Here is an 18694-nt window from a genome sequence, read left to right on the forward strand (position 1 = left end):
TTGAAAGAAAAAATACTAACAGAAATCCAAAAAATAGAAGAAGAATATGGAGTAAGAATCTGTCTTGCTGTAGAGTCAGGAAGCAGAGCATGGGGCTTCCCATCCAAGGATAGTGATTACGATGTCCGGTTTATTTATGTCCATAATAAGGACTGGTATTTGAGCATTGACCAAAAGCGAGATGTGATTGAACTGCCAATTAATGATCTCCTTGATATTAATGGCTGGGAATTGCGTAAAGCCCTCCAACTTTTTAGAAAATCAAATCCCCCGCTAATGGAGTGGCTCCATTCAGGGATAGTTTATTATCAGGCTTTTTCGTTAGTAGATAAATTGAAAGCAATTCAAAATCAAGTGTTTTTGCCACAGTCAGCACTCTACCATTACTTAAATATGGCAAAAGATAATTTTCGTGATTACCTCCGAAGCGATCAAGTGAAAATTAAAAAATACTTTTATGTCCTGCGTCCAGTTTTAGCTTGTATGTGGATTGAAAGATATAATTCAGTACCGCCGATTGAATTTCAGACATTGGTAGAGGAACTCCTTGTTGAGGGGTCACTTAAGCAGGAAATCCTTACCTTGTTAGAAAGGAAAATTAGCGGGGATGAACTAAACCTCGAACCAAAGATTACTTCCATTAATGACTTTTTGGAGAAAGAAATCAACCGGCTTGAGGAATACACCAAAACCCTTAGAGCCCCCAAAGAGGATATGACTCCAATTCTAGATGATTTATTCAGAGAAGTCCTCGATGAGGTTTGGGCTTAAATATTACTGTAAAAAGTTCAACAATTATTCACAAGTTGGTCCTATAAAGATATTGTTAATATTCTTATTTATCATTATTATAGTATCGACATTGAAAACTTTATTGCATGTGATATATATCAACTACTACACGATGCTAACAATAAGGGGAGTGATGGATTGCAAATAAAAGAAAAAGTCAGCTCATTTCTTGTTATCCTGTCCCTGTTTTTACTTTTATTTCCGTCTATTTCATCAGCACACGCCTATATAAAAAAATCGACACCATTAGAAAATGAGACGGTGGAAAAAGCACCAACCGAAGTAACGTTAAAATTTGATGAAACCATCCAGCCTGCCTTTAACTCAATTAAGGTTTTTGATTCAGAAGGAAATCGAGTCGATAAAAAAAATGGTCGGATTGATCCAAAGCAACCTTTTATCCTAAAGAGCGGATTAAAGAAGAACCTTGCAAATGGATCCTATCGAATAAAGTGGAAGGTGGTTTCAAGCGACGGCCATCCTGTTGAAGGTGTAATTCCTTTTCAAATTGGTGAAAAAGGTCAAGACTCTACCTCCATAGATAATGAAACGAAAGGCTACACCCCTAAAGCGGATCTAATCATTATCCGATGGCTGCAATATCTGAGCAATGCGTTCTATGTCGGGCTCATCTTTTTTTATATGGTTATTGTACCCAAGGAATTACGGGAAACAGGTTCAGTCGATAAGAAGTTCCGTAAGCTAATAAGCACAGCTTTGATACTTCTATTTCTTAGTATTCTGTTAAGTCTGCCATTACAGGCAACGATTGAATCTGGTTATCCTTGGAGTGAAGTGTTTAACTTCTCAATCATCGAAAATATCTTAATGAACACAAATTATGGTCAATTTTGGGTTATTCAAATAGCTCTCCTTATAACTCTTGCCCTGCTCACTTCTTTTATAGGCATGGCCGAGAGCACGAAACGAGCCATTTTGTGGACTTGCTTTTGTCTTGGGGCAGCCTTGTTATTGACAAAGGCACTGACCAGTCATGCCGCAGCACAACCAAATCAGTTATTAACAATAGCAATGGATTTTCTTCATTTACTTGCTGCATCGATTTGGATCGGAAGTTTAACCGGTTTTGTCTCATTGCTTTCATTACGTAAAAACACAGAGATAAAGCAAAATTATTTGAAAATGATAAAAAGTTTCTCCAAATGGGGACTGATCCTTGTTCTTTTTTTAACTTTAACAGGATTGTTTGCCAGTTTTTTATATATTCCAAACCTTTCAGCACTTGTCCAAACGAACTATGGAAAAGCCTTAATGTGGAAACTTATTTTGTTTTTGGTGATGCTGCTCCTTGCAGCTGTGAATTTTATTAAAGGAAAAAGGGGAACCGCTAAGGGACTGAAGGTATCTCTAAAGGGTGAGCTTACCCTTGGTTTGTTAATCTTAGTTCTATCCGTTGTTTTAACTAATTTACCAACAGCCCTGCAATCTCCGGGACCATTTAAGGAAACTAACATAGTGAACCATGGCAAGCAAGTGACTTTAGAAGCAACGCCTAATATTATTGGAGTGAATTTATTTGAGATTACCTTAAAAGACCGAGAAGGGAAGCCAATTAAAGAAATTGAACAAATTCACTTAACCTTTACCATGCTTGAAATGGACATGGGAAAAGAAACCGTTAGTTTAACAAAAACGGCTGAAGGCAAGTATGAATTGAAGGGTTTGCATTTTAGCATGGCAGGTCATTGGAACGTACATGTCCATGTTCTAACCAAGTCGTTAGAAAGTATCGACACTGATTTCAAAGTTTTAGTGGGAAGTCAATAAAAAACTTATCATTAATTTAATCAGGAATAGCTTCATTGCTTTCATTAGCAGCCTTGGTTATAGCAATCCGTAAAAATAATAAAAAAACAGAAGATGCCATGCGTATCTTCTGTTTTTTTATAAGCTTTTCTTATTTAAAGTAATTTAAATTTTGTAATGGCTAATACTTTTATTTGTAAAAAATACTAAATTTTCCCTTGGAACTGTTATAATTCAAAATAAGAAAGAACTATAATAATATTATCAGTCCTTATCATATTAGGAGTATTTTGGATATTTATTTGCAACCTTTTGCAAAAAAAGACTGTTCCTAAGGCTTAGGTCTTAGAAGAAAATAAATCTGCAGATTGTTTTCCCTTTTATTTGAATTAATTATGATTAACTTATAGAAAATATTAGGGTTAGAATTTACTATATTTTCCTCCCAATCGAATAGGGGGTTTTAAAAATGAGCAGGAAAGTTTATGTTCTTCTAACGGACACGGGTACAGTTTTAGGGAAAATGATTAAGCTCTATACAAAAAAACCACTTAATCATGCCTCAATTGTGATTGATGAACAATTCAACAAGGTTTATAGTTTTGGGAGAAGAAATCCAAGAAATCCTTTCTTTGCAGGATTTGTGGAAGAAAACGTCCGTGGTGGTCTATTTAGGAATGCCGATTGTGCTATTTATTGCATAACGATTACCGAAAAACAATTTCAAAAAATGATCTGTAAATTAAGGGATATGGAAGACCATAAGGAAGAATACAGGTACAATCTCATTGGGTTAATTGCTGTGATGCTGAATATGGAGATGACCCGTAAAAATGCCTTCTTTTGTTCCCATTTTGTTGCAGCCATCTTGGAAGAATCCGGGATTGATATCAAAAGTCAAAAGCCTCTATCCCTTGTAACTCCCCATGATATAAAGGAGTCGGCACCCTTAGAATTAATTTATGAAGGGAAATTGTCGGCCTTCATCACCGATTCCCATCGAAAATATTATAAAGAGTTTACTCCTGAGAGTGTCGAAGTTATTTAACTGAAATAACGGAAATTAAGTCACCACTTCCAACAAGTGCTTAATTTCCGTTATTTTAAATAACAATACCTTCTTGCGTTTTGCTGTTTTTCCTTTTGACAGTTTCTACTAATGACTTAAATAGCTTAAGAGAATGATGGAAAATAGGACTTTGAATGAATGTATAAAGGAAAGTAGCAATAAATACAGGACCACCTAATAATAAACCGATCATTAATACAATGCTTTCAACTATGATGCGTGCTTGACTTACTGACAACTTTGTTTTATCAGAAATCGAAAGCATGAAGCCATCACGTGGACCAGCGCCAATCCCTGCTGCTACATACATGCCGCCACCAATCCCTGTAATCATGATTCCACTGAGGAGAATGAGGTAATCCAACCATGTGCCAGTTGCATTTGGGAGAATATCCAACCAGAGAAAAAAGTCCATGATAGGTCCAATACATAGGGCATTTAGGATTGTACCTATGCTAATATAGCTCCGTGCAACAAAAAAGGAAATGAAGATCAGAATTAACCCGCAAATCACTCCCCAAGTACCAATAGTTAAACCAAAATGCTGATATAGGGCGACATTTAGTACTTCCCATGGGTGTAACCCAACATATTTAACCTTAACGGCAATCGCATTTCCCAAGCCGAAAAAGGTTAATCCTGCAAAAAATAAGAAATACTGAAAGAATTTCATCTTCAGTTACCTCCACTTACTCATCGTTTTTCGAATATTTTAACCTATCATAAGATTCTAAAGGATGAATCAATAATAATCAATTGTTAATTAGAAATATAGAATTGTAATCATTAGACTGATATAATTTGAAATATATTTGAATAGTTGAAATTATTATTTTACAAAATTGTGATTGAGGGGATATCTATGAATCTCGTTGCTTCTGAAAAAGTAAAAAGGATGTCGGCAAGTATTTTCCAAGAAATAGCTAATCGGAAACAAGAGGCTATCAAAGATGGTAAAGATGTAATTGATTTAAGTGTAGGGAGTCCAGATTTTCCACCGCCTTCATTTGTCGTGGAAACATTAAGTGACTACGCTAAAGACCCCAGTAAGTATGGCTACACACTGAAAGGGATACCTGAATTTAATGAGGCGGTTGGTTTTTTTTATAAGCAAAGATATGCTGTTGAACTTAAACCCAGTAGTGAGGTATTGCAGTTGATGGGGTCGCAGGATGGTCTTGCCCATTTGGCTACAGCCTTAATTAATCCAGGCGACTATGTGCTGGTGCCGGATCCAGGGTATCCAATCTATGAGGCTAGCGTAAACATTGCGGGTGGTGTTATCTACCCAATGCCGTTATTAGCAGAAAACAAGTTTCAACCAAAGCTTGATGAAATCCCGTTAGAAATTTTATATAAAACAAAAATGATGATTATCAGTTATCCTGGGAATCCAGTCACAGCATTAGCGGATAAGGCTTTTTTTGAAAAGGTAGTTGAATTTGCTAAACTTCATAATATTTTAGTTGTTCATGATTTTGCTTATTCTGAGTTGATTTTCGATGGGAATCCACAAATTAGTTTCATGTCTGTGCCAGGTGCAAAAGAGGTTGGAATTGAATTCAATTCGCTTTCAAAGACCTTTAATATGGCGGGTTGCCGGATAGGCTATGTCGTTGGCAATGAGCAAGCTATCGATATCTTGGCTTCCTTTAAATCCCATATTGATTATGGAATTTTTTATCCAATCCAAATGGCAGCGGTGAAGGCATTAACTTCAGATTTTTCATTCCTTCAAACACAGGTGAAAGAATATGAAATTCGTCGCGATGCGTTGATTTCTGGGCTTGAAAAAAGCGGCTGGCAAGTAGCTAAGTCTCCTGCCACCATGTTTGTGTGGGCAAGAATTCCTGCAGGATGGAAATCCCGTGAGTTTGCCTTTGAATTAATTGACCAAGCGGGTGTGGCAGTGATTCCTGGGGATGCGTTTGGAGATCTTGGTGAAGGATATGTCCGAATCGCCATGGTACAAACTCCAGATCGCCTTTCACTGGCGGCAGAACGGATTCATGAATTCCTAAAGGGATACTCATTAAAAAAATAATAAAAAAAGCCTAACATCTTTAAAGTGTTAGGCTTTTTTCTAGTGAATTGCTACTTGCCTCTTCTATAAACAGAAAATTCCACATATATTTTTTAAAAGGACCTTCTGCACTTTGAAGGTCTTTTACTTTGACGACGAAAGAGGGATACAAATGCTAAGCGATTTACAACATCTAGAATTAGATATCCCGATTGAAGTGATTTGGGACTTTATTCGAGACGAAAATAATTGGGCACCGCTTGTACCAGGTTATATTCAACATGAAAAAATAAATGAACGTCAAATCTGCTGGGAATTTAAGAGTGACCTCGGCGTTATGAAAAAGAAGGTTAGTTTATTGATTGATATTAAAGAGTGGGATGAACCTGCCAGGGTAAGTTTTGAATTAAAAAGGGCAAACGAAAAGTATTTGGGTGAAGGCTACTTTGAAGCAAAAGCATTAAATAGAAATAAAACTCGAGTGACAGGCTTTCTTGAAATCAATGCATCAGGACCGATGGGCTCCTTAGCAAATTCGCTATTTAAAAAAGCGCTCCAAAAATCGGATGAAGAAGTAGCATCAGTAATCTCTTCAAAGCTAGAAGAATTTCATCGCAGATAAAAATTAAACTTAAGATAAACTTAAGCTATGAATGATAAAGTTAGTCCAAATTCCACTATCTCCAAAGATAGTAGACAGGAGGAATGACTGTGAAAGAACCGATTCAAAGCAAAGCCCTAAATGTAATGCTTGTAATTTCAATGGTATGGATGGGGGTTGGAACGTACATACCAACAGCATATGCTGAAACAAATACGGCTCCAGTCCAAGAGGAGCAACAAGAAGGTAAACTATCAAAATTAGAGATAGAAGGAATTAAGCTAGACCAGCTGTTTTCAGCAGATTCAAAGGAATATTCTGTCACAGTAAAAAACGAGGTTCAATCGATTAAGTTATTATTAGAAAGCAACAATCCAGCTTCTTCGATTACAATAAATGGGCAGACGGTTATAAGTGGAGTTGTCAGTGCATATTCCCTTCAAACAGGTGAGAATAAATTTCTTATTTCCGTGGATAATAGCAGTAACTCAACCAATACCTATACCCTGACTATAATGAGAGAGGAAAATGATAATAATCTCTTGCAAAGTATTACCCTATCAAAAGGGCAGTTATCACCAAACTTTTCTTCTACTGTTACAGACTACAAGATAGTTGTTCCAAATGACGTTCCTGTGATTACCATTAAACCCACTTCTGTTGAACCAACATCAACTATTAAGGTGAATGAAACTTTAGTAACAAAAGATGGCGCTGTAGTAGAACTTCCCGTCGGAGTGTCGGATATTATTATAGCGGTAACAGCTGAAAATGGTGAGAAAAGAATTTATACCTTACACATTACAAGAGCAGCTGCTGAGATTAAAACCAATACCAATGCCAATTCAAATCAGAATAATAAACCGGGTCTTTCCCAATCAACATCGCAACCAAATAATCGACCCAATTCTACCCAACCTACATCACAACAGGAGAGTTCTTTGACCGTAGAAAAAACAAGTAAAGCGTTACTTTCCTCACTGTCAGTTTCAGAAGGGTCCTGGGATAGTACCTTTACGAGTGATGAGTTTACCTACCATGTAACCGTGTCAAGTGATATGGACGAGGTAACTCTTAACCCGATTGCAAAATCCAGCAATTCAGAAATTTTGATTGAAAGCAGTACTAAGGAAACAATTAAGCTAGAAGATGACTCGAAAACGATTATTTCGATTGTCGTAACAAACGAAGATGATCGAAAAACATATGTGCTAGTTTTTGATAAAGAATCTTAAAATGAAGAACTTTTATATTTTTTTTACTTGAAGAAACCTGCATTTGGCAGGTTTTTTTGAATCAGAATAAACTTTATTTTTAAAAAACAGCACTTCTTTTTTAACATAATGCAAAAAATTATGTTATATTAATAAATAAAAAATTTAGCGAATTTTCGATTAAGGGAAGGGTGGCAGTATGACTATAGAATTGAAATTAAATGACAGCAGTCTTCCGTTGCGACAAGACGTGAAATTACTGGCTAATATGCTTGGTGAGATTCTGCTCAATCACGGTGGTACCGAACTACTGGATAAAGTGGAAAAAATACGTTTAATGTGTAAGTCATTAAGAGAACATTTCGATCAAGCTATCTATGATGCCTTAAAGGAAGAAATTGCTAGTCTAAGCGTACCATTGAGGAAACAAGTTATTCGAGCATTCTCCATGTATTTCCATTTAATTAATGCCGCAGAACAGAATCATCGTATTCGTAGACGGAGACAGTACCAACTAGAGGATGAAACTATTGTCCAACCCGCCTCAATAGAGAGTGCTGTTCTTTCGCTTAAAGAAAACAATATTAAGGAAGATGTCATTCAAGATATCCTTAATACTTTGTCACTTGAACTTGTTATTACAGCCCATCCCACAGAGGCAACTAAGCGTTCGATTCTTGAAATTCAGCAGCGGATTGCTGTTATCCTTAAAAGTCTCGATCATCCGTTATTAACAAGTAGAGAAAGAAAAAAGCTTGAAGAGAGTTTGTTTAATGAAGTTTCAATTCTTTGGCAAACGGATGAATTACGGCAAACTAAGCCTACGGTTTTAGACGAAGTAAGAAACGGACTATATTATTTTGATCAGACCCTTTTCGAGGTTCTTCCTGAAATCCATCAGGAAGTGGCAGATTGTTTAGAGAAGAATTACACTCAAACACAATGGGAAGTTCCAAATTTTCTACGTTTTGGATCATGGATCGGTGGAGACCGTGATGGGAATCCCAATGTTACACACGATGTTACTTGGGAGACACTAAATAGGCAGAGAAGACTCGTCTTAAAAAAATATAGAAATGTACTCGTTGATTTAATGAAACGATACAGTCATTCCACTTCAAGAGTGGAGGTAAGTAATGATCTTCTTAAGTTAATTGAACAAGAAGATACATATTTAACCGATGAGAAAAAATGGCCAATTCAAACGGAAGTGTACCGTCGAGCATTTGCTATCATTATTGAACGAGTAAAACAAGTAGGTAAAACTGATTCGGGTTATAAATCTTCCGATGAATTACTAGAAGACTTATTTATTATTAAAAAAAGTTTGAAACAGCATCATCCAGCAGCACATGAATTAATGACTATTCAAAAGCTGATTCGACAAGTTCAATTATTTGGTTTTCATTTAGCGACACTAGATATTCGGAATCATAGTGGTGAACATGAAGCAGCCATGACCGAAATATTGCGCAAAGTCAGTATCTCTGAAAATTATGCAGAGTTGGCGGAAGAAGAAAAACTAAAAATCCTGCAAAATATCCTAAAGGATCCTCGCCCGCTTCTATTATTAAATGAAGATTATTCGGCGGAAACACAGGAAATGATTAAAGTATTCCAAATGATCAAGAAGGCACACGAAGAATTCGGGAAGCGTTCCATTTCCGTTTACCTTGTGAGCATGACAAAATCCCCAAGTGATTTACTAGAGGTACTTGTTCTTGCTAAAGAGGCTGGGATTTATCGACTGCACGCAGATGGGACCTTAGAAAGTCATTTACATGTGGCTCCATTGCTGGAAACAATTGACGATTTAACCGCTGGGCCAAAAATTATGGAAACACTTTTCGAAATGCCTGTCTATCGAAATCATTTGCAAATTATGGGGGATCAGCAGGAAATAATGCTTGGTTACTCGGATGGAAGCAAAGATGGTGGTACATTGACAGCTAACTGGAAACTATATAAAGCTCAAATTGAAATTCATGAAATGGCAAAGAGATACCAGATCGGACTTAAGTTCTTCCATGGACGTGGTGGTTCGTTAGGCCGTGGCGGCGGTCCCTTAAATAAAAGTATCCTGTCTCAACCGGCAGAAACCATTGGCGACGGTGTTAAAATTACGGAGCAAGGCGAGGTTTTATCTTCACGCTATTTACTTGAGGATATTGCTTATCGGAGTTTGGAACAGGCTACTTCCACGCTGCTTTTAACGGCAACACATATATCAAAAGAAGCGAAGCAAGGTTTTCAACGTGATCCAATATGGGTTGAGTCGATTGAAGAAATTTCAAGCTTGGCTTTGACCAAATATCAATCACTAGTATTTGGAGATCCAGATTTCCTTACTTACTTCACGGAAGCGACACCACTAAGGGAGCTCGGAGACTTAAACATCGGCTCAAGGCCAATGAGCAGAAAAAATCAGGGCCGCTTTGAAGATTTACGGGCAATTCCATGGGTGTTTGCTTGGACTCAAAGTCGTCAATTGCTTCCAGCGTGGTACGCAGCTGGTACTGGTTTAGCTGGGTTTGCAGCTAATGGCGAACAAAATTTGCAGCTGCTACAACAAATGTATGAAAAATGGCCGTTCTTCCAATCAACGATTGATAACCTGCAAATGGCATTAATGAAAGCAGATATTACGACAGCTAGAGAATACTTATCACTTGTGAAAGACCAGACCATTGCAGAACGGATCTTTACTAATATTCTTGAAGAATACGAAAAAACAAAAGAAGTTCTTCTTAGAATTACAGGTGATAATGAATTGTTAGATCATAAGCCAAATATAAAGGAATCGGTATATAGAAGAAATCCATATGTCGATCCGCTAAACTTTTTACAAGTTGAATTAATAAAAGAACTAAGAAATCAAGAAGAACCTGATGAAGAACTATTAATTGAAGTTTTACTGACAATTAGTGGGATCTCTGCAGGATTACGAAATACTGGTTGATATTGAAGGAAAAAGCCATAAACTCTCTCGAAAGAAGAGTTTATGGCTTTTTTCATAAATTTCTTACTGTCAAAGCAAAGGTGATGAAACATCATGTTGTGTAAATTTTGAACATTTAGTGACTTGCTAATTATTGCTTTTTCCATTTTACACCACCTTCTTATTTTTATTAGTTTATTACCTAAATAAGGTAAAGAAACGTTGTTATTTTACTTTTATTCATATTTATTTACTGTGTTGACAAAATATTACTCATAAGTGTAAAATACATATATAGAGTGAGGTGATTAAGATATGGTGAATCAAGACAATCAAACAATTAATGCTTCAAAAAATTTTGTGCTACCATTTATTTTATTACTTCTTAGTAAGGTTTCTCTTCATGGATATGAACTTAGCCAGAAGCTAGAGGCATTCGGGTTTAAGACACTTGATCAGGGAAATTTATACAGATTGTTAAGACAACTTGAAAAGGACGAGCTTCTATCATCAGAATGGGATACTACCGGGAGTGGTCCTGCTAAAAGAAGGTACTCCATAACGAATGCCGGGATCACATACTTAAAGGGATATGCCAATCAACTAGAATCCTACCAATCGTTATTGGATCAATTTTTCAAAATGTATTCCAGTTTCTTTGAGCTCTACATTCCTTCATTTCATAAGAAGGATTCCATAGAGAAAGTCAATAATAGAACGAGGAGGAAAGACGATGGCACAGAAGAAGAATGAAACGGTTCTATCTGCAGTAGAAACAATTAATCAAGCAGTAGAGGAATCGGTAGCCGTAGGTTCATTTGTTAACACATTTTGGGATCAATTCGAGCTATCACGTGAACGTGCAGAACAGTTACGGGAAAATGGCGAGGATGCATATATTAATGCATTAAAGGAAGTCATCAAATTTAATAAGCAATTTAGGAAATCCGTTTCAAATTTGTATCAACAGTCGAAAAATACTAACAAGGAAATGGTCTCAGAACTGATGCATCAATTACCATTCGGTAAAGAAGATGTCAAGGACGAGGTGTTACCAATACCCGAAACTGAAGAGCTTAAGAAACAATTTGTAGAGGTTTCAGGACAATTAGAGAACCTCGCTCTTACACCAATTAAGTCTATCTTTCATGTTGTTGAACAAATGGAAGATAATTTTGAAAAAAGTGCAGAATCTAATGTAGCTTATGGGCGTGAAAGTCGAAATGCATGGTTCCAGGTAAGGAAGGAATATGTTAAATTAGCAAGAGATTCTCATTTAAATCTTGTTGACAGAAGCATGTCCAGTTTTAAAGAATTAATTAAACAACAATAATTATTTTTACCGCCTTAGGAGAATTATCAACTTTGAGGATCCACATAGGTAAATTTTATTATATATTAGAACCACAATCTCTTTTCTTTAAGAAACAAGAGATGGTGGTTCTTTTATTTTTGTTGGCACTTTAGAGTTAAGCTAAAAATGAACACTTTGTTAAATCCTTTCCAAAAGTTACCGATGAAATGTTAATGTAATATTATTATTACCTAGTTGACAAAATTAGAAGTTATACTTCTAATTAAGACAAAATAGGATGATACTGGGTTGCTTTATTGGAATTAAAAAGGCAGGGGTGTAAATTGAAAAAGAAGTTATTTGCACTAAGTACCACAATTGTTATGGGACTAGGAAGTGTTTTCTCGTTGCCAGTAGTAAACGCAAAGGCAGATAATCCTACAATTAAAAGTATAGAAGAGCAGCGTTCTGGTCTTCAGACAGATATAACAAAAGCAAATCAGGAAATTTCTCAAGTACAAGATGAATTAACAAAATTATCGGAACAAATTAAAAGAGTTGATGAGGCAATTAAAGATAATAATAAAATGATAGTTCAAACAGAAGAAAAAGTAAAAGCATCACAGTCCAAAGTGAAAGTTCTTCAGCAAGAAGTTATGGATATACAAGAGAGAATCAATAAACGGAATGAAATAATAAAAAAACGTGCTCTATCCCTACAAGCAAGTGGTGGCAAGGTTAGTTATATTGACGTCATCCTTGGAGCTTCTAACTTTAGTGACTTCGTGGGTCGACTTGGCGCTGTTTCAACCCTGGTAGAAGCGGACCAAGATCTTGTAACGAAGCATATAGAGGACCAAAAAGAAGTTCAAATGAAACAATCCTCCGTAGTAAAAAAGCTAAACGATTTGCAAAACATGAAAACGGAGCTTGTTGGAATGCAAGCACAGATAAACGAACAAAAAGTGCAAAATGATGCACTTAAACAAGAACTAAAACTAAAAGAGCAAGAAAAACTTACTGTAATGGCAGATTTACAAATGCAAGATGGTACGCTTGCATCAAAGGAAGCACAAATAAAAAGTGATACCTCTAAGGATGAGAATACCGAACCTGTTAATATTAATGTTTCGATACCAACTACCACAAATGAAGCACTTAAAATTGTCATCCACGCAGGTGATAAGTACATAGGGAACTCTGTTTATGTTTTTGGCGGGGGAAGAAATTCTTATGATGTAGCCAATGGAAGATTTGATTGTTCTGGATTTGTTGCATGGGCGTTCAGACAGGCAGGGATTAAAGTTGGTGCCCATACCGATATTTTGAAAAATACTGGAACCAGAGTATCAATGAGTGAAGCACGACCTGGGGACCTTGTATTCTTTGATACGTATAAAATCGACGGACATGTGGGGATTTATCTTGGTGGAGGTAAATTCATTGGTTCACAAAGCTCGACGGGGATTGCGATTGCAGATTTAACGAGTGGTTACTATAAAAAGAAATTTAATGGACGTGTCATGAGAATCATCAATGACAAACAATAAAAAGAAGCGATGCATCGCTCCTTTTTATTGATTGCTAATAATTAAATGTTGTAGAGGAAATTGTCGGGTGTGGCCATGTTATTTATCGGACCACATTTTTGTTTGTGGCGAAAAGTAAATAAATGAAACTATTACATGAATTACGTCGTTATTAATAACGAGGTGTAAAAGTAAAAAAAGATATTGCAAAGTAGTTAGTTAATGAGTAGAATAAATAGGTTGTAAATCATCATGACTTACGATACTGTCGCAATAGGTTAGGAGAAAATCACAACATGGAATTACTTTTGATTATTAAAGCCATTATCCTTGGATTAGTAGAAGGTTTAACAGAATTTGCACCAGTTTCCTCCACAGGTCACATGATTATCGTTGATGATATGTGGTTGCAATCTGAAAAGTTTTTGACACAGCATGGAGCCAACACGTTTAAAATTGTTATTCAACTTGGTTCGATTCTTGCGGTTGTCGTCACCTTTAAGGACCGCTTCATCGATTTATTAGGTCTAGGCCGCTTCAATAAGCAAGTTGTTAATGAGCAAGGCCGTCTTAAATTAACACAAGTTATTGTCGGTTTAATTCCTGCAGGTGTTTTAGGCGTTCTCTTTAATGACTATATTGATGATCACTTATTTTCAACCGCAACGGTTTTAATTGGATTAGTCATTGGTGCTATATTAATGATTCTTGCAGATTTTATTGGTCCAAAACATCCGAAAACACAAACAGTTGATCAGATTTCCTATGGACAAGCTTTGGCTGTTGGTTTATTTCAATGTTTATCCTTATGGCCTGGATTTTCTCGTTCCGGATCAACTATCTCAGGTGGCGTATTACTGGGAATGAGTCACCGTGCTGCAGCGGATTTTACCTTTATCATGGCTGTGCCAATTATGGCAGGTGCAAGTTTACTCTCCCTATTAAAAAACTGGGAATATATGACGATTGATGCCTTGCCATTCTTTATTGCAGGATTTATTAGTGCCTTTATTTTTGCGTTATTCTCCATCCGCTTTTTCTTAAAGCTGATTAACAAAATTAAACTTTTGCCGTTTGCAATTTATCGCATTGTTTTGGCATTAATTCTTTATATTATTTTCTTTTAAATTTTAGCCAGCTTACAAAATGTAAGCTGCTTTTTTTTGTTTCAAACTTTGCAGCCAGTTTTATGTTTATTTACCCAAATAAACATAAACGGTAAGAACCTATCTAGAAATAATTAGTCATTTACCTGTTTTCCGTATGAAAGTTGCCTATACCACAATTGCTGAATAGAATATTTTAAAATAAGTGGATTGTTCAACGGGACGGAAGGAGGGAAAGACATGGAAAAAGGACGGTGCGAGGAGCATTGTTTATGTAAGGAAATGGAACAGTTGCTTGATGAACAACAAAGATTATCCTTTGAAGGTTTTCGATTTGTATGCGATAAAATTGGGTTTGATACCATTCCCTTTGTCCTTTCTAATAGTAAATGTCCATTTGAGGTATTGGGGAAAACGAAGAGTGGTCTATTTTTTACTACTCAAGTATTCAGATTAGAAAGTCTTGATTTAAGGCATTGCTGTGCAAAGCTATCGCTGCTTTTGCCTGTAAATATAGATGGTTTTGCAGTAGACCTTTGTGACGAAGTATTTTCATTAATAAAAACGAATAACTGTATTTTAGTTGATCTATCTTGTTTTTGCAGTATTCAACCTTTATCCCCCAGATTAGTTAATCGGGAACTGCCCATTGTTGAACCGAAATGTTAATAAAAAGAGCAGATTAGGGTCTAATCAGGAAATAAAATATAGACCCAGACCCTAATCGATTTTCTTAACACAAATCTGGAAAGTCAGTAATAATACCTTCGACATGTAGATTTTTTAAAGTATTGACTTCATTCTTTTTTTTCGCTGTCCATATAATCGTTTTTAATCCATGTTGATGAATTCTTTTAATAAGCCTTTTATTAACCATGGTTATTTTAGGATTTACATAAGAAACATAACTTGCAAAAGACCTTAAATCTTTATTTGAAATAATATTTACACCCGAATTCTTTACTAAAACTCCAATCGGGATGGAAGGAAGCAGTTCATGAAAACGTTTAAGTGAACCACGATCAAATGATTGAATAATTATATGATTTTCTCCTGATGTTAAATTTCTTTTGATTAGTTCTTCGGCAGTCTTTTCCACAATTTGCGGGTAAAGTGACGGTTTTTTTAATTCAAGTAAAATACCAATTTTCCCTGCAAACTCATCGAAAAACTCAGAGAGGGAAGGGATCTTCTCACCAGCAAATTTACTATGGAACCAACTTCCTGCATCAAGGTTTTGAATTTCTTTCAAGGTGAGGTCTTTTACCTTCCCTTTCCCATTCGTTGTCCTATTAACGGTTGAATCATGAATCACGACCAATTCACCGTCTTTTGTCATTTGGACATCGATTTCAAGGTAATCTACACCTAAGTCTACGGCTTTCTTAAAAGATGCAAATGTATTCTCAGGGCAGTATCCAGCTGCACCTCTATGGCCAATTTTAAAGGGAGAGTGTTGTTTATCCTTTAAGCTTAACCGTGTCATCAATCGATAAGATACCATAAAAATCAGAAACAAAAGGGCTGCGGCATTCCTCAAGTTTGGGACTCCAATCTACATTTATTTGTGAACATGTTATGAAAAACAGTGGCAATTGTCAACTAAATGAAGAGATTTTTATAAAAGTGAATTCCCTGGGTCATACTTTTCTTTTTTGATAATTGCTTTTTGTTGCTAAGAATGGGCTTCTTCTTTTTTTTCAAAACTGGGTAATTTGGATATGTGTCTATCGCACATTTTTATCTATGTGAATAGGATATATGGAATTCAGAAAAGGAGGTAATGTAAATGTCTGGTGCAGCTGGTGGCTACGGCGGCGGATTTGCCCTACTAGTCGTTTTATTTATTTTGTTAATCATTATTGGGGCTTCATGGTGCCACTAAGTTTTCTATTAATATAAAAAGGAGGTCATGAAAATGTTTGGATATGGTGGATATGGATATGGATATGGTGGTGGCTGTGGCTACGGCGGCGGGTTCGCTTTAATCGTAGTATTATTTATCCTCTTGATTATTGTAGGTGCAGCTTGTTTTAGATAATAATATATAGGTGAACCCGCTTGGTTAATCAAGCGGGTTTTCTTGTGCAAATATATTGGCTCGTTTCCATTTACTAAATGCATCTAATTCGCTGGAAATTTTTTTTACGGTAAAGCCGATCAAGGCGGCGTCATCCAATATGCCAAGCCCGATGATGAAATCTGGTACTAAATCAAGTGGTGAAACAAAATAAAGCAAGGTTCCGACAACAGTAAGAATTGTACTGGGAGAGACATTTTTATATTCACCCTTCGAATAAGATTTAACCAGATCAAAAAATAATTGCAATTTTTCCCAAACTTCTTCTAAGTTTTGTTTTTTCTCATTTGCCATTTTTATTGCTTTGTTTAGTAAGCCTTGTGTTTTTTGCTGATCACCGAGGAAATCTTTAGCTTTGACATTATATTTTTGCTGCTCTTTTTCAAAAATATCCTTTTTACTTAACAACCTGTCCACTTCCTTTTTTAAAAGACCATCCTTAGTATTCCACCAAATAAAAAAACCATGAGATAATAAATCACCAATAAAAACAAAAACCAGGCGCATGAGCACCTGGTTTTCTACTACTATATTAAACAATGTTTTCATTTAAATTAGTCTGCGTTCCCCATACAATATCTTCGATTTCAGAGCCTTCAAGGGTTTCTTTCTTTAATAAAGCCTCGACCAATTGCTGATATTGATTATGATGACTATTAATGAGATTTTCTGCTTTTTCTAATGCTTTTCCAAATAGTTCTTGCATTTTTTCTTCTTTATCTTGTTTATTGAAGGTCAACTGGAACCCTTCTTGAAGCATTCCGGTATCCACCATTTGTTCAATAATTTGTTTTGCCTGCTGCACGTCTCCACCTACACCGATACTGTGTTCACCCAAATGCATTCTTTCGGCAACACCGCCGGCTAATACCATTGCCACACGCTCTAGTAAGTCACTGGTTGTCGACAAGTGCAGTTCCTTTGGAATGGGTGCAACATAACCCAACGCCTCACCGCGAGGGATAATGGTTGCTTTTCTAACAGAACCTGGCTTCGTTAGCGATGCCACAATGGCATGACCTGCTTCATGGATGGCAACCCTCCGCTTTGTTTCAAGGTCTTGCAATGAACGGGAAGTACTCCCTAAAATGGTTCTATCCAGGGCATAGTCAAGATCATGCTTCTTAATCATATCCTGCCCGTTTCGAACGGCTCTCCTACTTGCCGTTTCAAAAAGGGACTGAAGCTCTGCACCTGAAAAACCAGAGGTGCTTTCTGCTAATTCATCTAATTTTGACAGTACATCTTTAGCAAAAGACTTACCTTTAGCATGAATACCAATGATTTCTCTTCTGCCTTTTGTATCGGGCAGCGGTACATGAAAGGAGAAGTCGATTCTCCCTGGTCGCAGAAAGGCATCATCAAGCAAGTCTTTTCTATTGGTTGCAGCAATAAATAGAATTCCATCATTTGAATGTCCGCCATCAAGCTGTACAAGTAATTCAGTTAATGTTTTTTCTGCTTCCTCGCCACCATGTGCCTTTCTTTTAGCAGCTAGAGCATCTACTTCATCGATGAAAATAACAGCTGGACTTTGTTTTCTAGCCGTTTTAAACAAGGAACGGACCCGACTGGCCCCTACACCAATGAACATTTCATTAAAAGCTGATCCACTGGCTGTAAAAAATGAAGCATTTAGTTCACGAGCAATTGCTTGTGCAAGTAAGGTTTTACCAGTACCAGGCGGTCCATACAACAGTATGCCTTTCGGTGGTTTAATTCCTAATTTTGTTGCTCGTTCCGGTTCTTTAAGGGTAGTAAGTGTTTGTAATATTTCTTCCTTCATTTCGTCTCCGAGGCCACCTACATCTTTTAAGCTAATAGAAGGAAGTGCGCGAGAATTGGCGACACTATTTTTCATTGAATTATTTAATCCGAGGCTGCCCTTTGTTTTTTGAAGAGCGAATGCTGCTCCAGCCAGAAGAAGAATAACGCCACCCAAAATCCACTTTCCATATTTACTGCTAGTGGAGTATGAGTATTCGATATTATATTTTCCAACCAGTTTGTCTAACATTTGACTATTGGGAGGAACATGGGAAATAAATTTGCCTTCCCTTGTTTGAATATAAAGGCTCCCATCAGGTTTTTCAATTAGTTTAACTACTTTTCCTTGTTGATCTTGTATGGTTTTCTCAACAGAAGAGAAGGGAATAGCGACTTCATTATTTGTGGTCTGGACGACCCAGATCGTTCCTGCAATAACCAATATAAACGCTGCAATTAGCGGAATAAACTTTGAAACTTTTCGTATACCTTGATTCAATGCCTTCATCTCCTT

General features: G+C 36.5%; 18 protein-coding genes. 14 read left to right on the top strand and 4 right to left on the bottom strand.

Going from position 1 to position 18694, the window contains the following annotated elements; translation table 11 throughout:
* The 3 genes from J7E63_RS20870 (at nt 1) to J7E63_RS20880 (ending at nt 3607) form a co-directional block, all read left to right on the top strand.
* Complete coding sequence (locus tag J7E63_RS20870; protein ID WP_215015795.1) at nt 1-771, top strand: nucleotidyltransferase domain-containing protein; 771 nt, start codon at nt 1-3, stop codon at nt 769-771.
* 159 nt (nt 772-930) lie between these two features.
* Nucleotides 931-2580: a copper resistance CopC/CopD family protein gene (locus J7E63_RS20875; RefSeq protein ID WP_251033646.1), complete on the top strand. Its 1650-nt coding sequence runs from the start codon at nt 931-933 to the stop codon at nt 2578-2580.
* A gap of 448 nt (nt 2581-3028) precedes the next feature.
* Nucleotides 3029-3607 carry a hypothetical protein gene (locus J7E63_RS20880; protein WP_214714759.1) on the top strand — a complete coding sequence of 193 codons (579 nt, stop codon included), beginning with the start codon at nt 3029-3031 and terminating at the stop codon, nt 3605-3607.
* 55 nt (nt 3608-3662) lie between these two features.
* On the opposite strand, the gene J7E63_RS20885 is transcribed toward J7E63_RS20880, so the two are convergent.
* Entirely contained in the window at nt 3663-4307 is a 645-nt protein-coding gene (locus J7E63_RS20885) for a YczE/YyaS/YitT family protein (RefSeq protein ID WP_215015969.1), read from the bottom strand.
* A gap of 183 nt (nt 4308-4490) precedes the next feature.
* Here J7E63_RS20885 and J7E63_RS20890 point away from each other — a divergent pair, with 183 nt between their 5' ends.
* The 9 genes from J7E63_RS20890 (at nt 4491) to J7E63_RS20930 (ending at nt 15002) form a co-directional block, all read left to right on the top strand.
* Nucleotides 4491-5672, top strand: a complete 1182-nt coding sequence (locus tag J7E63_RS20890) for an LL-diaminopimelate aminotransferase (protein ID WP_215015796.1) — start codon at nt 4491-4493, stop codon at nt 5670-5672.
* Nucleotides 5673-5823: 151 nt separating this feature from the next.
* Nucleotides 5824-6273 carry an SRPBCC family protein gene (locus J7E63_RS20895; protein WP_215015798.1) on the top strand — a complete coding sequence of 150 codons (450 nt, stop codon included), beginning with the start codon at nt 5824-5826 and terminating at the stop codon, nt 6271-6273.
* A gap of 89 nt (nt 6274-6362) precedes the next feature.
* Nucleotides 6363-7487, top strand: a complete 1125-nt coding sequence (locus J7E63_RS20900) for a cadherin-like beta sandwich domain-containing protein (RefSeq protein WP_215015800.1) — start codon at nt 6363-6365, stop codon at nt 7485-7487.
* A gap of 178 nt (nt 7488-7665) precedes the next feature.
* On the top strand, nt 7666-10425 hold the full coding sequence (ppc, locus tag J7E63_RS20905) for a phosphoenolpyruvate carboxylase (RefSeq protein ID WP_215015802.1): 2760 nt from the start codon (nt 7666-7668) through the stop codon (nt 10423-10425).
* A 294-nt stretch (nt 10426-10719) separates the two neighbouring features.
* The gene (phaQ, locus tag J7E63_RS20910; protein WP_215015804.1) at nt 10720-11157 is read left to right on the top strand and encodes a poly-beta-hydroxybutyrate-responsive repressor; all 438 of its coding nucleotides are present in this window, start codon (nt 10720-10722) and stop codon (nt 11155-11157) included.
* Nucleotides 11138-11737, top strand: coding sequence for a hypothetical protein (locus J7E63_RS20915; RefSeq protein WP_215015805.1), 600 nt, complete (start codon nt 11138-11140; stop codon nt 11735-11737). Before phaQ ends, J7E63_RS20915 begins: the two co-directional genes overlap by 20 nt.
* 305 nt (nt 11738-12042) lie before the next feature.
* Nucleotides 12043-13248, top strand: a complete 1206-nt coding sequence (locus J7E63_RS20920; protein ID WP_251033647.1) for a coiled-coil domain-containing protein — start codon at nt 12043-12045, stop codon at nt 13246-13248.
* 275 nt (nt 13249-13523) lie between these two features.
* Nucleotides 13524-14354, top strand: a complete 831-nt coding sequence (locus J7E63_RS20925; RefSeq protein ID WP_215015806.1) for an undecaprenyl-diphosphate phosphatase — start codon at nt 13524-13526, stop codon at nt 14352-14354.
* Nucleotides 14355-14573: 219 nt separating this feature from the next.
* Nucleotides 14574-15002: a CotY/CotZ family spore coat protein gene (locus J7E63_RS20930; protein ID WP_215015810.1), complete on the top strand. Its 429-nt coding sequence runs from the start codon at nt 14574-14576 to the stop codon at nt 15000-15002.
* A gap of 64 nt (nt 15003-15066) precedes the next feature.
* Here the strand turns inward: J7E63_RS20930 and J7E63_RS20935 are convergent, their stop codons facing one another.
* Nucleotides 15067-15873, bottom strand: coding sequence for a glycerophosphodiester phosphodiesterase (locus J7E63_RS20935; protein ID WP_215015812.1), 807 nt, complete (start codon nt 15871-15873; stop codon nt 15067-15069).
* Nucleotides 15874-16122: 249 nt separating this feature from the next.
* On the opposite strand from J7E63_RS20935, the gene J7E63_RS20940 reads away from it, so the two are divergent.
* Together J7E63_RS20940 and J7E63_RS20945 are read left to right on the top strand one after the other, a co-directional pair.
* Nucleotides 16123-16218, top strand: coding sequence for a YjcZ family sporulation protein (locus J7E63_RS20940; RefSeq protein WP_215015820.1), 96 nt, complete (start codon nt 16123-16125; stop codon nt 16216-16218).
* Between the two features lie 33 nt (nt 16219-16251).
* The gene (locus J7E63_RS20945) at nt 16252-16374 is read left to right on the top strand and encodes a YjcZ family sporulation protein (protein WP_374193770.1); all 123 of its coding nucleotides are present in this window, start codon (nt 16252-16254) and stop codon (nt 16372-16374) included.
* Nucleotides 16375-16398: 24 nt separating this feature from the next.
* Here J7E63_RS20945 and J7E63_RS20950 read toward each other — a convergent pair whose 3' ends face one another.
* Nucleotides 16399-16962 (bottom strand): YkvA family protein, encoded by a 564-nt coding sequence (locus J7E63_RS20950; protein WP_251033648.1) that lies wholly within the window; start codon nt 16960-16962, stop codon nt 16399-16401.
* Nucleotides 16946-18679, bottom strand: a complete 1734-nt coding sequence (locus J7E63_RS20955; RefSeq protein ID WP_251033649.1) for an AAA family ATPase — start codon at nt 18677-18679, stop codon at nt 16946-16948. The genes J7E63_RS20950 and J7E63_RS20955 overlap by 17 nt, the downstream gene beginning before the upstream one ends.
* Nucleotides 18680-18694 lie beyond the last annotated feature (15 nt).

The organism is Bacillus sp. ISL-75, from assembly GCF_018613095.1.

Bases quoted from the DNA above. Each gene is read 5' to 3' on its own strand.
- J7E63_RS20940 (WP_215015820.1), top strand. From the start codon at position 16,123: ATGTCTGGTGCAGCTGGTGGCTACGGCGGCGGATTTGCCCTACTAGTC.
- J7E63_RS20950 (WP_251033648.1), bottom strand. From the start codon at position 16,962: ATGAAAACATTGTTTAATATAGTAGTAGAAAACCAGGTGCTCATGCGC.
- phaQ (WP_215015804.1), top strand. From the start codon at position 10,720: ATGGTGAATCAAGACAATCAAACAATTAATGCTTCAAAAAATTTTGTG.
- J7E63_RS20930 (WP_215015810.1), top strand. From the start codon at position 14,574: ATGGAAAAAGGACGGTGCGAGGAGCATTGTTTATGTAAGGAAATGGAA.
- J7E63_RS20890 (WP_215015796.1), top strand. From the start codon at position 4,491: ATGAATCTCGTTGCTTCTGAAAAAGTAAAAAGGATGTCGGCAAGTATT.
- J7E63_RS20925 (WP_215015806.1), top strand. From the start codon at position 13,524: ATGGAATTACTTTTGATTATTAAAGCCATTATCCTTGGATTAGTAGAA.
- J7E63_RS20880 (WP_214714759.1), top strand. From the start codon at position 3,029: ATGAGCAGGAAAGTTTATGTTCTTCTAACGGACACGGGTACAGTTTTA.
- J7E63_RS20945 (WP_374193770.1), top strand. From the start codon at position 16,252: ATGTTTGGATATGGTGGATATGGATATGGATATGGTGGTGGCTGTGGC.
- J7E63_RS20895 (WP_215015798.1), top strand. From the start codon at position 5,824: ATGCTAAGCGATTTACAACATCTAGAATTAGATATCCCGATTGAAGTG.
- J7E63_RS20915 (WP_215015805.1), top strand. From the start codon at position 11,138: ATGGCACAGAAGAAGAATGAAACGGTTCTATCTGCAGTAGAAACAATT.
- ppc (WP_215015802.1), top strand. From the start codon at position 7,666: ATGACTATAGAATTGAAATTAAATGACAGCAGTCTTCCGTTGCGACAA.